10 protein-coding genes are annotated in these 14,888 nt (G+C 41.6%); all 10 read left to right on the top strand.

Translation table 11 applies throughout. The annotated features are described in order from the left end of the window. Positions 1–16: 16 nt before the first annotated feature. The 10 genes from NNX04_RS22250 to NNX04_RS22295 all read left to right on the top strand — a co-directional run bounded on the left by NNX04_RS22250 (position 17) and on the right by NNX04_RS22295 (position 14,880). Positions 17–736 (top strand): DotI/IcmL/TraM family protein, encoded by a 720-nt coding sequence (locus tag NNX04_RS22250; protein ID WP_261948624.1) that lies wholly within the window; start codon positions 17–19, stop codon positions 734–736. Beyond that, positions 733–1,707: a DotH/IcmK family type IV secretion protein gene (locus NNX04_RS22255; RefSeq protein ID WP_261948625.1), complete on the top strand. Its 975-nt coding sequence runs from the start codon at positions 733–735 to the stop codon at positions 1,705–1,707. Before NNX04_RS22250 ends, NNX04_RS22255 begins: the two co-directional genes overlap by 4 nt. Continuing rightward, positions 1,697–4,945, top strand: coding sequence for a hypothetical protein (locus NNX04_RS22260; RefSeq protein WP_261948626.1), 3,249 nt, complete (start codon positions 1,697–1,699; stop codon positions 4,943–4,945). Before NNX04_RS22255 ends, NNX04_RS22260 begins: the two co-directional genes overlap by 11 nt. Continuing rightward, positions 4,942–8,100 carry a hypothetical protein gene (locus NNX04_RS22265; protein WP_261948627.1) on the top strand — a complete coding sequence of 1,053 codons (3,159 nt, stop codon included), beginning with the start codon at positions 4,942–4,944 and terminating at the stop codon, positions 8,098–8,100. The genes NNX04_RS22260 and NNX04_RS22265 overlap by 4 nt, the downstream gene beginning before the upstream one ends. Positions 8,101–8,102: 2 nt before the next feature. After that, the gene (locus tag NNX04_RS22270; RefSeq protein WP_261948628.1) at positions 8,103–8,645 is read left to right on the top strand and encodes a hypothetical protein; all 543 of its coding nucleotides are present in this window, start codon (positions 8,103–8,105) and stop codon (positions 8,643–8,645) included. Between the two features lie 38 nt (positions 8,646–8,683). Next, positions 8,684–9,136, top strand: coding sequence for a hypothetical protein (locus NNX04_RS22275; RefSeq protein WP_261948629.1), 453 nt, complete (start codon positions 8,684–8,686; stop codon positions 9,134–9,136). A 3-nt stretch (positions 9,137–9,139) separates the two neighbouring features. Beyond that, positions 9,140–9,766, top strand: a complete 627-nt coding sequence (locus NNX04_RS22280) for a hypothetical protein (protein WP_261948630.1) — start codon at positions 9,140–9,142, stop codon at positions 9,764–9,766. 1 nt (position 9,767) lies between these two features. Further along, entirely contained in the window at positions 9,768–10,847 is a 1,080-nt protein-coding gene (locus NNX04_RS22285; RefSeq protein ID WP_261948631.1) for a hypothetical protein, read from the top strand. Continuing rightward, the gene (locus NNX04_RS22290; RefSeq protein WP_261948632.1) at positions 10,840–13,944 is read left to right on the top strand and encodes a hypothetical protein; all 3,105 of its coding nucleotides are present in this window, start codon (positions 10,840–10,842) and stop codon (positions 13,942–13,944) included. The genes NNX04_RS22285 and NNX04_RS22290 overlap by 8 nt, the downstream gene beginning before the upstream one ends. A 147-nt stretch (positions 13,945–14,091) precedes the next feature. Next, positions 14,092–14,880 (top strand): hypothetical protein, encoded by a 789-nt coding sequence (locus NNX04_RS22295; protein WP_261948633.1) that lies wholly within the window; start codon positions 14,092–14,094, stop codon positions 14,878–14,880. Positions 14,881–14,888: the final 8 nt, after the last annotated feature.

Genomic DNA, 14,888 nt, shown 5'->3' on the forward strand with positions numbered 1-14,888 from the left:
TCACACAGGTTAAATAATGAGCGATGTAGTTAAGCTAAATAGTATTGAAGTGGCCGCTTTAGAGGGATATCAGAAAGATTTAGAAGAGGCGATACAGGACGATCCTATGTTGATCGTTAGGTCGTTGTTAACTGAAAACGACACGCTTAGAACTATGGCTAAGCGTTCCCATACTTCATTACTTATTGTTGCGTTATATGGGGTTGTTGCTAGCTGTGCTGCTTTCGCAGGATTCTCGCGCGATACTGAGTTTCGCTATTTCTACATTAATTCAAAAGGCCATGTGTACGAAACAAGAGGAATGAATTACCCGGTAGCAACACAAGCTAGCGTTACTACTTTGGCAACAGAAATAGGAACCGCGCTGCATACATTTACTTATAAGAACTACGAACAGTCCTTTGTGAAATTAGTTAATCAATGTAGGCAAGAGGTGGTAGGGGCTTATTTCAATAAGCTAGACCAGGAGGGGATTTTTAAAGCGGCAAAACAGTTGAAGCAACATTATGACGGCCTTGCTACCGGCGCGCGCGTTGTTGGTCAAAAAGCAATAGATAAAGACGGTCGCCAAGCTTGGAGAGTTAATTTAAAGGTTAACGAAGATATCACTGGAACAATGGAACCTGTGTCTAATGATTTTGATATGACCATAGATATCGAACAGGTACCACTAAGCGAAAATCCATCAGGATTAATGTGCGTCCGTATAGATGAAAACTACCGAGGCAAAAGATGATTTGTCGTCTCGCCGCATTTTTCATTCTCTACTCACTTATGATGACTCCAACTTATGCGCAGGAATATAACGTCATTCCTAATGAAGAAGTACGGCGTGCAGTTGAAGAAGAGAAAGGCGGTCCACCTGTTTTGTATCGACAAGTGATGGAACAAAATCAGGAATACGAAACTGCAATGGAGTACATGCCAAAGGCAACACCGAAGTCGAGAACAGTCTCATTGAGCATGGATAATTTGAATGTTCCGTTCGAAGTAGAGGTTGCAACAGGTTACATTACAACCCTCACCTTCATTGACTCAAATGGCAATCCATACCCACATAAAATTAGTAGAGTTGGAAACAATACTACATTCATTGTTTGCACCGGATCTGGCGAAGACTGCGTAGCGAAAAAAGAAGACATTGATATCGCACACATTCTGACTATCGGTACTCCGAAACATACGGGAAGATCAAACCTGCGCGTAATGTTCAATGGCTTGTACAAAGCAGTACAAATCCCACTAGTCGTAAAGCGAACCACTTACCATGATGAAGTGACAATCATGCTGCCAGTTACTAATCCAGATTCAAAAATAGAACCGCTATTCAGGAATACATCGCAAAGAACAATTCAAGACTCTGACGATTACTACGCTCGTGCATTGATTGATGGAATTTCAGTTTCAAATTTGCCGGATGCAGTTGAGCTATCCATATCGGTTGAAAACAGAATTGGACAAGAGGCAAGTTCTGCAAATATTAGAGCAATTTATGCTCGCGGAAACACCTATCTGAAAGCGCCTTTAAGAAATCCAAACCCAAGGCCATCAGCCCTGACAAACGGGTTTATGAATGATGTTGTATACAGATTTGATGGTAGAGCTGGTGTAGTAACCGCGCTCGATGAATCAGGTCAAATAGTCGTGATCACATTAACGTTGCCGGAAAACATGCTCGGATACAGGAGTTTAGGAAGTGAAAAATAAAACGGAACCTGTAATCGGACCTGTAACTGACCTGCCAGAATACGAAAGAGTTGTACCTAAAAAGCAAGGTTTTTTTTCAAGCATATATTCGAATATTTCTAAACCCTATCACGATAAGGGAATGCGATCTACGATCGTAATTATTACGACTTCTGTAGTAATTGGATTAATCGTAATTGTATTCGTCAATCCCGCAAATGTTGATAATGCAATCGATGCACCAAAAGTATTGATGGAAAACAGAAGTAAAGAATTTGGTGATGCTACAGAGGGAAAGTTAACTGAGGAAGAACGAAATGCAGTGATAGTTGAAAATGAAAAAGAACGATTAACCTCTCGGTTAAATTCTGAAAGTTACACTCCTAATCGATTAAGCATAATTGGAAGTGATGACGATTATGATCCTGAATTGACAATGGAGCAGGTATGTAAGGCTGTCGTACTTAGTCTGAAGTCAAAAACTGAGGTGACTGAGGAAATTTTTACAGGGTTTGGAAAGGCACTGGTAAAGCATGGAAAAAAACTAGATCTATCTAAATCTGAGATTGTTGACGCAATAAATAGCTGTTCTGAATACACATCGAGAATTTTAAAACTGAGTGCGAACGAAGCAATTGAACTTGCATCGGGTTTAGCAATAGATGCTGCTAAAACAATAGGCATGAGCAAGGAAGAAACAACATTAGCTGCAGCTAATGCCGCTCGTCAGGTCGCTAGTGCATTTGGATTAAGTGAGCAGGAACAAGTCATTGCGGCAGCAAAGGCCGCACAACAAACTGCTGAAAAGCTTGGGCTTTCAAAAGAAGAACAAGTACGCGTTGCTGCAAAAGCTGCTGCAACGGCAGCAAGTAAGCTAGGGCTTAGTGATAGTGAGCAGATTGCAATGGCAGCGCAAGCAGCACAGGCCGCATCAGCTGCTATTGACTTATCGAAAGAAGAGCAAATTGCACTTGCCGCTGAAGCTGCTGCAGAGCAAGCAAAAAAATTAGGACTCACACCTGAGCAGCAAGTAGCTGCTGCAGCTAAAGCTGCACAAGAAGCTGCAAAGAAGCTGGGTTACTCAGAAAGTGAGCAAATTTCAGCAGCTGCACATGCAGCAAGAATTACTGCAGAAAAGGCCGGGTTTAGTAAAGAAGAGCAGATCGCGCTAGCAGCTAAAAGCGCACAACAAGCATCAAAGGCCTTGGGGCAATCCAATCAGCAACAGATTGAAGCTGCAGCAAGCGCAGCTCAAGCAGCTGGAAAACAACTGAAATTATCAAATGAGGAACAAATTGCTTTTGCGGCAAAAGCAGCACAACAAACAGCTTCAGATATGGGGCTTAGTATTGACGAACAAATCACCGCTGCAGGACAAGCTGCATCGAAAACAGCATCGGCTCTAGGTTTGTCGAAAGAGGATCAAATTGCAGCTGCAGCAAAGGCGGCTCAAGCCGCTGCAGCGAGTCATGGATTAAATGAGGAAGAGCAAATATTTGCAGCAAGTAAAGCCGCACAAAATGCAGCAAAAGCTCTTGGACTGTCTGAAGCAGAACAAGTTATCGCTGCAGCAAACGGCGCTCAAATTGCGGCAAAAGTATTAAATAAATCAGAAGCTGAACAAATAAAATATGCAACAGAAGCAGCAAAAAAAGGTGCTAAAGAATTAGGGATGTCTGCTCAAGAAACTGTAGCGCTTGTAGCTAAAGCCTCGTCTCAGGCAGCAAGAAATGCTGGGTTAAGTGAAGAAGAACAAATTGCCATAGCTGGAAAAGTCGCTACTGAAGTTGGTAAAGAGCTGGGGCTATCGAATGATGAAGTAATTTCATTATCAGCTAAGGCTGCAGGTTCTGCAGCTAAAGAGCTTGGCTTATCAGAAAAGGAAATTGTTGCGTCATCTGCAAGAGCGGCAAGGAACAGTGCAGCAAGTCTGGGATTAACTCAGGATGAACAGATTAATCATGCGGCCAAAGCAGCTGTAGAAGCTGCAAAATCAATGGGCTGGGCAGAAGAGGAACAAGCTGTAGTGGCGGGCATTGCTGCAGCTGAAGCAGCAAAGAAAATTGGTAAAAGTGAACAGCAACAAATTGAAGCTGGTACTGCAGCAGTTGCCGATTTCGGAAAATCATCAGGGATGCAAGCTGAAAAGACTGCCAAATTAGCGGGTAGGGCTGCATTAGAAATATCTGCTTCATTAGGCCAGGAGGAAGTAAAACAAGCACAAGCTGCCGCGTTTGGAACGCAAATGGCGGCTAAAAAAATGGGTTTATCTGCTGAAGATCAAGTAAAGCTTGCTCAAGAAGCAATATCGGTGACAAGTAAACTTTTAGGGCTCAGTGATCAAGATCATTTAGCTGCAATGGTTAATGCTACGGATTCAGCAATTCGCAATTCAGGCGTATCTGGATCTAATCGCGATAAATTAGAGCGTGCTTATAAACCCAAAATTAAAAAACCGCAATTTACTCCAGAACAAGCGAGAGCAGTTGTTCTTAAAATAAAAGAACAAAATGAAAAAACGCCAGTGAAGAAATCAGATGGCAAAGAATACACTGCCGTTTCAACAAGATTCGAAAGTGAAGAACCTAAAGGCAATGAAAGTTCATCTGGATCTGGAGCTCAGGTAAATAATGAAAATACCCCTAATAACAAAGCAGATGAATTAAAGCCATTTGTTAAACCTGAAGTAGCTGCAGGGCAGTGGCTATATGGAATTCAAACAACACGTGTTAATACAGATAATGCAAGACCGGAAGTTGTAGGAAAAATTGTTGGTGGCCCATTTAACGGTGCCAATATTATTGGTAAATGGGAAAAAAATGGTGAATGGGGAAATACGATCGGATTGGTATTTGATCGCATGAATTGGCACGGTCACGAAATAAAAGATGTTCAATTAATTGGCTTCAGTCCAGAAACAAATATGCCCGGCTTTGCAACTGAAGTAGATCATCATTTCTTACAGCGATTCGTTGGATTAACGATGCAAGCAGTTAGTGTAGGCGGAATTGCAGCTGTAGAAGCTCGCCGAGACACGACACAAAATACAAACTCCCAAGGAGATGTAATTGGCAATACGCAATCCCCTCTGGATGCTGACCAAGCAAGAAATCTTTTTATTGCTGAGAGCTTAGGTGTCCTTGGTGAATTTGGAACAAAATATACATTGCGACCTATAACGATAGACACATATAACGAAAGCATGCGATTGCTGGTTATGAAAAACCTTCACTACCCTGAACAACTGGAAGAGCTATGAGTAACGTATTTAATTTAGATCGTACACGCGCTGAATCAGATGAAGTTTCCACTATAAATCCGTTAGGCGAATTAGATTCTAATGAAGTAATCGATTCACCTATTGAAAAGGTGGAAGCTGCAGTGGGTGAAGTAAAAGACGAAGAAACTTTGACATTGGAAAAAGATGGCACTGATGATCATAGCTATGAATTGAAACAAGATAAAACCAACACTGTTGATTCAACTGATGAAGTGGTGAAATCGAATAAAATGAAGCGAAACGCATATATAGCGCTCGCAACTTCATTAACACTATCTGCAATTGTGTTCGGTGGCTATCAATACCACCAACAAAATAACTTAATTGGGATTTGGCACGCTATTCAAACAGAGGCCGAAACTTTGAATCGGAATCTATTTAGCACACAACCAACAGAGTATTTTGATTCAACCGGGTCAAACTTTGTTGCTTCATCTGAAGAGCATGCTGAAAATCCAGGAGAGTTTAAAGTTCAGAACTTTGACTCTGAAAAAAGCGAATCAACTTTTCGATCGATAACAAAAACCGCAGTTGATATATCGATCGATAAAGCACTTGAAACTAGCGTTCAAAGTGCATTAGGAGAGGTTGCAGTATCGGGTAACGATAACCCAACCGACCAACTAAATACAGTTATAAATGGTGTGAACAATGAACGTATAGCTCTAGGTCAAGCGCCACTAAATGACTCTGAAATAAAATCAGTGGTTCAATATGCAGGTAAATCTCTAGGGATTCCAAGTGAAATTTCTGAAAAAGTAGAAGGCAAAAAGATTGAAATTAGTAAAGCGCAGTCTTCTGCAGAGAATGAAATTATTAAAGCATCCGAGATTTCACCTATTGATAAAGTGGAATATGTGGCTGAGCAAATTAAGACTCAGGTCTCGGATATAACAGATAATGAATTTCATGCAGCTGTTAAAAATAGTGGCATAAAACTTGGAGTTTCTAATGCTGAGGCGTCGCAGATTGTTGATGGGAAAATAGCTGAATCAAATGCAATATCTAATTCTTTGGTGCCTGAAAGTGAATCAAATAGTGATGCACTTTATCATGTGACTAAATCGGCGATAACCGCAAATGAAGCCGCACAAACTAAGTCAAAACATTCTGATATTGAATTAAAAACTATAGAGGCAGCAATTACTAATCAGACCAAGTTGCCGGATGGCTCTATTCCAGTTCAAATCACGAATAAACAGCAACTTGCCTTAGTGGATAAAGCCGCGAAACATCTGAAATTAGATAAAAAGGATGTTGCAGTTGTTAAAGCCCAGCTTATTGCTGAGAACAAAGCGCGAGTAGATGGATTGCCATTAAATTCACAAAAGGTTGCCGGTGTTATTAGTGCAGCCGAAACTAAGGCAAATCAAATGGAGCTCGGTACTTATGAAGCTGCATTATTTACTGCGTCTTCCGCACAGTCTATCCAAGGAATTGATACCGTTGCACTAAACCGAAACATGACACCGATGGCAAAGGCAATTGTCAGTGCTCATTATGAAGCCCGCGTAAAACAAATTGAGCAAATGAAAGCTAACGGCAATAAGCCAGATCCTGCGAAAGTAGTAAGTGACATTGCCAAAGTTGTTGGTACAGCAACTGTACAGGCAAAACTTTCTACAAATGATCGAAAAATGTATGTCAAACAAGCAATTGATATTGAAGCAAAAGCTTTATCGGTTCCTAGTGAAATTGTAGAGCGTGAGATTGCGCGTGCTAATGCAGAAATCGATGCAAAGGATGCAGGATTAGGTGATTTAGCGTCTATTGCAGTTGGAGCAGGCATTGCCCAAATCGCATCAGTAAAAACTAGTGACAGATCGGTCGATGATATTCAGAAGATGGCAATAAATGAAGCTATTGCCGTTGTTAAATCTGCTGGGTTGAATCCCGATGCGGAAAAAGAAGTTGTTGCTTCTGTACAAAAATTCATTAGTAACAAAGCTGCCCCTTTAAATGCTCCTGCTACTGGTGATGAATTAGATTCGATATTAACTAGAGCTAATGATGAGCTGATAAAGCTTAAGTTAACTCCAATTGAGCGTGAAGCATATATTGCAAAAAATAAAACAGAATATCTTGCAAGTAAAGCTGGCTTAAACAAATCACAAACAGAAATTGCCGTGGTGCGAGCACAGGCTCGTGCGCGTGCGCAAGCAATGGGATTTTCAGAAGCACGCGTATTAGATATAGAAATGAGAGCCGGGAATGAAGCAATCCAGAAAAAAAATCTAACTGAACAAGAAATACAGGTTCTCACGCATGCAGTTGCCAAAATGGAAAGTACTCAAATTGCTTCATCGGAATTAGGTTCAGCAAAAGACGATCAATTGGCTGGTGCTATCACTGTAGCTAAAAATGATGTTAGAAATATTAACTATGATAACAGCGAGTTAAAGGCACAGCAGGATAGGCTTGAGGTACGTGTAGCCAACTTGGCAGGAAAGCTTTCTGAAACAATTGATTTGATAACAAAAGTTTCTGCTAATAATGAGGCAATGAATAAAACCATTCTTCAACTTCAAGCCGCAGTGAATTCAAATGCCGTTGAATTAAAAAACCAGCGCGATGCCACACAGGCAGAATCAGAGAGACGATCTACTAGCGCTGGGTGGATATCTAGCAGAATTTGTGAGATTGAGGCGGCTACAGGCAATTTTTCGAATCCCACAGTTTGTAAAGCTGAATATGCGAAATATCGCGGTCAACAAGCGCAACCTGGATTCCAAACATTACCAGCTTCAGCCTCACATTCATTACCAATAAACAATTTGAATGATGTAGCCCCCGCACAATATCCGGGAGTACCAGTTACTGCCTATCAAAACGATAATTACTATTCCGGTGAACGTGTATTTGCTCAAATTCCCGATACTGAGTTATCGCCAAACAAGAAAGAAATGTTTGTCGCTCACGATGCGTGTATTGCTAAAAACATAAATTACAGTTTTTCAACTATCGCAGAAGACAGCGCGATAATTATAAACAGTAGGGGTGGTAGCCAACGTATTGTGAAAGGAATGTATCTACCGGATCTTGGTGGAGTTATCGGATTCCAGGCTGAGAAGGCGCCGTATTTTGTTTCATTTGAAAATGGAATCGTATGCCACCACGATTTTAGCGGTACGTGATAATGGACGCTGTTACATTACTGGTTCAAGTGTCATCAAATTATCCATATATAGCTTATTTAATAAAACTGCTTTCAATTTTAATTGGAACGGGAGCGCTTATTTATGCTCTTTGGATTGAGATTCAAATTAATGTCTTTCAATCTACGCATTATTCAAATGCAGGTGGATTTAAAACCTTTATCATTTGTTTATTTGCTGGATTTTTAATTTCATTAGGGGTGACACTAAATATCGTCGGTGCCACCTTTTATGATTACGGCGATTTTATTATCCAAGAATATGGAAACTCAGATTCGTGGAAAGTAGATGAGTCGTCTGTAAATACAATAGCAATGAAACAGTTTGTTATTGTTAGCTCAAAAGTTCTGGCCCTAATTTTTGGTTTTTGGGGTGCGTTAGGTATTTTGCTAACTGCATTTCCTCAAGCTGAAACAAAATTCTGGCCGGGATTTGTCCGCGTGGTTGTTGGTGCTGCCATGTTTAACCCAATCGCAATTCTTGATTTCTTTGGTGGTTGGGGAACTAAATTCCTCGCCCCATAATTAAGTTTTTAACTAAAAAAGCATAGGAGCTTTTGATTATGAAAAACAAAACGTTACTTTTTACTCTTGCAGTTATTGCCGGTGTTGTTATTGCCAATCCATCAATTGCACAGGACTTTGCTTCTTATGCAAATGGCCATGCCACTAAACAAGCTTCAGCGGGTATGTACATGCTCAAGCTTTTTGCGATGCTCATTGGCGTTATTGGTCTGATTGGATCGATCATTGCTATTGTTATGCTTGCAATGGAAAAAGCACCGCCACAATTGCAACAAGTTGGATATAAAGGTCCGATCATTGGAATCTTTTGTGGTGGTCTACTTTGCTCTATAACGTGGTTCGTTGGTTTCTCTGCAAGTACAGCAACGGGTTCTGCTCAAGACCAAGATACCTGGCAGAAACTTCAAAATGGCAGTGGTTCAATTCTTGATTCTAATTTCGCAAATTCAATTGCAGTAAATTTGATTCCTGTTCATTTTAACGCTGCTTAATCTATGAAATTGCAACTAATCGGACATTGGTCAAAACCACTGGCCGCCGATAAGCATAACAGCCTGATAATTCAGGCTGTTAAACGCTTTGATGGGTGCTGTGCGTATTGTGCAGTTAAAATGCCCATGACAGTTACGCACCCCCATGGCGGATTATCGGTGTGCCTGAAGGACAATGAAGTACCGCTGGAACTAGATAACCTTCTACCGTTGTGTGCTTTCTGTGTAAATTTCAACGATATTAATAATTTAAAAGGTAGTGGCTCGTTTGTCGAATTACCATGGATTACCCAGTCAGATTTGACAAATATTCTCCGTGTCATTTACTGCGTGCAAACAAGTAGTGATCCATTTGTAAAATCCTCTTACATATATCAAGGCTCAAGTGCAATCCTTGAAGAACTTGGTCGCGCTCCAAAACAATGGGATGACTTTTATTTTGATGGATCAGTTGAAAAAGTTATTGAAGCTTATGATTCTGCATTTGGATTCTTTGACAAGCGATCTTCTAGTGAAGTGCTTTATGTTGATCGGCTTCGATTTTTCTTCCTTCCTGATAAATTCAAAGCTGCAATAGATTTCTGGCGCCCGACTATAGAAGCGCAGATCATAAAAGGTTTCGGCCAATAAAATGAGCCATGAAACTCTTTCTTTTTGCGATGGCAAATTGGTTATTTGTAATCTTACTGCATATCAGGTGTTGCAAACTTATCCAGGTATGACGCGTTTCAAACCGCACACATATTTTGGTAGAGAATTTGAACGTATCGAACAATTTCACCAACTCGATTCAGCTATTTCCCGTAATGCGTGGTACACAAACTTTTCTAAGGTGTATTCACACTATTGGTCAGAAAAGCCGGGGCGTTTTAACTACTATGAATCTCATACAACAAATAGAAAATCTAAGCTATCAAGTGCCATTATTGAAAGCACTATCCCGGCTTCATATTCTTTGTGCCTAGATGATGGTGATGGTGTATTAGTTGGCTTAAAGGTTCCAGCTGTTGAGTTGTTCCGCCGAGCTGCTTGTTTACCTTTGATAGATAGCCCACTTTTTGTTTCACCAGCTTCTCCAAGTGGTGCATCAATACATTTTTATCAAATTGATATCCACGATATTTCCTATGATGCTCTTAGGGTGTATGGGCTTTTAGAAAGAGAAAAAGAAGGTGCGGTTTGGCTATCCAGCTTTGAAATGACCGGCTTAGGTTTATCTGCAATTCCCCGGAATGTCGCTTTTACAAAAACTGTTTACCCAAAACCTCCGATACCTGTCCGTGTGGATATTGCTGACTGGGAGTATTTATCTCACTCGGTAGAAGACGCTCACATCGCTCGATTGGCAGGTGTTATCGATCTTTTTGGCAGAAAGCCCAACCAGTTTGGATTGTTGGTGGCTGGTGCCATTAACGCGATACTTTCGATGAGGTTTAAAGAGATTGTTTCTGCACTCCCATTTGATGTGAAAGTCACACGAAATATGAATGAGATCTTTTTTGTGATCGGTAGGCAGCATGTTAATCGCATTCTTCAGCTTGCCTATCGGGTACGCGTATTACCATGCATCCCAGTTGAAATGGTTGGTATGCCTTGGAATAGAGAATCGACTGCATTTGATGCGCTCTTCGAAAGTTACCTGAAGGGTCGAATCTCTGAATTAAATAATTGGAACTTAATGGCACTGAAACGGGGTGGCATAAATGCTTAATTGGCTTTTTAGTCTTAGTGAACAGTACGAGAAAACTAGATTCCGCTTAGAGCATCCGGGATCGCTATCAGATCTCAATACTCCTATCGGGAATACCCCATATTGGTCAACAACAGCAGGTTCGCTTGTGTCAGTAATCAAAATCGGTGGGTGTCGTGAATACGTTTTAGAAGACTCTCACGAGGAACATATTGAGCTGATAATTAATGAGCTAAGGGCACAGTTTCGCTCCGGCACTACAGATTTTTGTTTTGTCCATAACCATAATGATGAGCCTGAATCCAATCGTGAAGCACTTGAGAATGTTTTAAGTTCGACGCGCGCAGTCAGTGAAATGCAAGGCTACCAGAATAAAATATTCATTGATGAAATGGTAGATGTGCTCATACCCCATATCCAAGAAGAAACTACCCTGCTTTGCGTGTGGACACACAAAGGGGAAGCTGCGAATGTTTTAACTAAATTTCCAATGATGAAGTCAAAAACTTCACAGGACATTACCGGATATCAGACTGCCGAACGCCTATTGCCAAGTCATAAGGCAAAAATGAATATTGTGTTAGGTGCAATCAAAGGGGCAGGGATGAGCGCTCGAATTATGACTAATCATGAGGTGGGTCAACATATTGCAGTAACACTCAATCCTGACGGTAACAGAACGTTTGTCCCGCGACTCATGGGTTATATAAAGCGTGGGTTTGATCGCCATGGCAAAGCAGATTCGCCAAGCAACGATCAGCGATTTTTTCTAAAGGAGCCTGATAATCCTCGAAAGGGAATTAAGGGAAAGGACTACACCTGTGTTTTCCCGCCTCGTCTTGGATATCAAGTGTGGAACACTCAGCCAGTCTATGAACGTGAATACACAATAATCGGATCACGCGCTTACAGTAGTATTATTGTGTCGTTGGCACCTGAGCTTCCTGTTACTTTTGAAAAGCTGGTTGATTCATTAAAACGCGAGTCTGTGCCATTCCGTATAGCAATGCACAGTAGAACAAAATCACCGGCATCGCTAATGGCAAATTTTGCGCTTCTGACATTTCTGAAGAAAATACCCGGTCAAAACTCACTAATTTTCGATGCTATTACGCAAATTCGTCAGTACATAAAAAATCAAAATCCAACTATTACTTTGCAAATAGCAATAACTGTGTGGGCTCCTGCCAATAAACTGGAATTGTTGAAAGTTCGCGTTCAACAAACACTGAAGGCTATTGGGGCTTGGGGCGGCGCGCAAGGTCAAGTTATGGCAGACGACTCTATATTCGGACTTGTGAGTACCATTGCTCCGTACAGGGCTAGATCGGTTGCACCAGCTGCTATTGGTCCAGCCGATGAAATTCTCTATATGGCACCTATTACAAGGCCATCATTGCCATGGGAAGTAGGCGGTGTGCCATTTCGAAGTAACACCGGAAAGCTAATGCCATTCCAGCCTTTATCTGACCTTCTTTCGCATCATGTGTACTTGGTGTGTGGTGAGCCAGGTTACGGAAAATCTCTAGCTTGCCAAATCATATTAATTGCAATCGCTGAAACTCACGATGTTTTGCCATATATGGCGATGACTGACGTGGGAACATCATCAAGGGGAACCATTCGGTATTTGCAGTCGATAATGCCTATATCCCGTAAGCACCAGATACAGTATTACGAAATGCGTAATACAAAGGAAATGTCTATCAATAGATATGACACTCCGCTAGGAGTAAAGATACCTCTGGCTGATGATTTTCAGGCAATGTGCGACTGGACACTTTTAGGCTTGTCGGATTCACAAACGGGCGAATCTGAAAAGGGTATGGACGCGCTTGTAGCTGACATTATCCGTTTGGCATTTGAACGCTGTGCAGATTCAGGTCCGCGTGCAGAGCCTAAGCGTTTTGATGAGTCTGATCGAGATGACTTGTTATGGCAAAGCCATATAGAGCCGGTATTGAAGAAAAACAAAATTAAGATTGGCCGCGAAACTGCTTACTGGTCTCTCGTAGATCACTTATTTGATCTAGGTGAATATCATGCCGCTGCTCTAGTGCAGCGCTTAGCAGTGCCAAGACTTGATGACCTTATTAGTGCTTGTAACGCGTCTGAAATTAAAGACGCGCATAGATATGAACTGAGTCCAAAATTCACATTGGCTGACTATGCATATCAACGACTGATCGCTCTCAAAAATGAATTGAAGATTACGCACCTGCCAACACAGATTGATATTTCAGAAGCTCGTGTGACCAGCTTCAATTTGGAGGCGGTGGTACAAAACTCTGACTCAATCACTGCGAAGCGAAGCGGCGCGCTTTTCTTTGGTCTGACTTCACAGCTACAGGTTGACGCATTCTTTTGGAATACGGAAAGGGTGAATCAAATTCCTGAGAGATATCGGGCATATCATCTTGCACGGCTGAATGAAATTATCCGCACAAAAAATATCTATTTCGCTGATGAGCAGCACTACTTTACCGGTATCGACCTAGCAAACCGTATACCGGACAACATTGCTACCATGGGGCGTAAGCGCGGTATCGGCGTAATGCTCTCCACTCAGCTGCCTCGACACTTCACGGAAATTATGCGAGATCTTGCCACAATCAGGATATTCGTTGGATTCCGAAACAACTCAATTCCAGGTGTCGTGAAAACCATGAACCTTAATGACACTGAAGAGTGGATATTGAGAAACAAGATTACTCAGCCGGGTCGCAATGGTAGTCATATGCTCATTCAGGTAGACGGCGAGGATGGGCGATACTCGCAACTGGTTAATTTGAGGGTAGGGATTCGGAAGCTTTGGGGCTTATCAACCAAGTCTCAATCGAATGAGCTGCGGACAGCGCTTACAGAACAATTTGGATATGAGCTAGGTCTAGAAATCTTGGCAATGGAGTTTCCTACAGGCGAAGTGGAATCGGAGTATGAGCGCATACGTGTCCAACTCGCAGAGGGCACCAACTCAACGACTGGGCTAGAGAGTCATTCGACAATCAAGCGCATTGACAACATCATGCAATACATCATCGATAAAACTATTTCTAATGGAAAGTTGTTGGTTCCTGAGATAAGAGAGAGGCAATTGCAGATGGGGGTGGGGCGATAAGCGGAGATTTTTTATACCTGTGATGCCCAAATAGCACCATAGGGGTTCAAAGGTTGGCATATTGGGATTATACTAATATCCTACTATAAAATATGCCACTATTGCCCGACAAGGCAATTTAACTATGAATCCCTAGGTCTTTTTGAAATGATTGACGGCAAAATTAAACTACTATTCTCCATTCTTGTTTTCTCGATTGGCTTGTCGGCCTGCACTGGGCAGTCGAAAAAGGCACAAGTCTTTGAAGTAATTGGTGTGGCTAATGACATTAGTAAAGAAGAAGAAAAGATAATAAGGAGTAACAAAGGGAACACCTTTAATCCTGTCGGCGCCATAAAACCAGCTTCAAGCATATCAGTTGCGCCTGCATCATCAAATGCAAATGCAATCGTATTAAGAATACATAAAAAAGAATCCCTCTATTCAGCTATATCACGGCTGCACAAAATTTCAGGATACACACGCCTGATATATGACCTGTCTTTCGGTGCACCATCACCCGATAAAATTAAGTCCAGTAAAGACTACACAACCAAAACAGATCAGGAATTGTTACCTCAAATTGAAGTCGTGTTTAAAGATAGCTATCCGGGAGTGCGTCTATTTGCTGCAGGCGATGTGGGTGGCCATGCTCTGGTTATAACTGACAAGCCATACCCTTCATGGCATTCACTAAGAATATACGATGTACCAAAAGGAACGCTAATGGATGCAGCCGCAAATCTCGCGCTGACAATTGGATGGACGTTGGAAGCGGAGAATGGATACTCAGCCAAAAATTTCTCAATCGACAACTCATACCCTATCGTAATTGCTCCTGGCGATCCTAAAACATCATTTACCTCATTACTTTCTACTTACCCCGCTAAAGCTCAACTTCGTCCAAATACACGAACAGCGACCATAGTTGAACGCGTTCTCCCGAAACAAAATTAAGGCTTACG

The sequence above is a fragment of the Cellvibrio sp. QJXJ genome (genome assembly GCF_024452345.1).
Taxonomy (GTDB): Bacteria; Pseudomonadota; Gammaproteobacteria; order Pseudomonadales; family Cellvibrionaceae; genus Cellvibrio.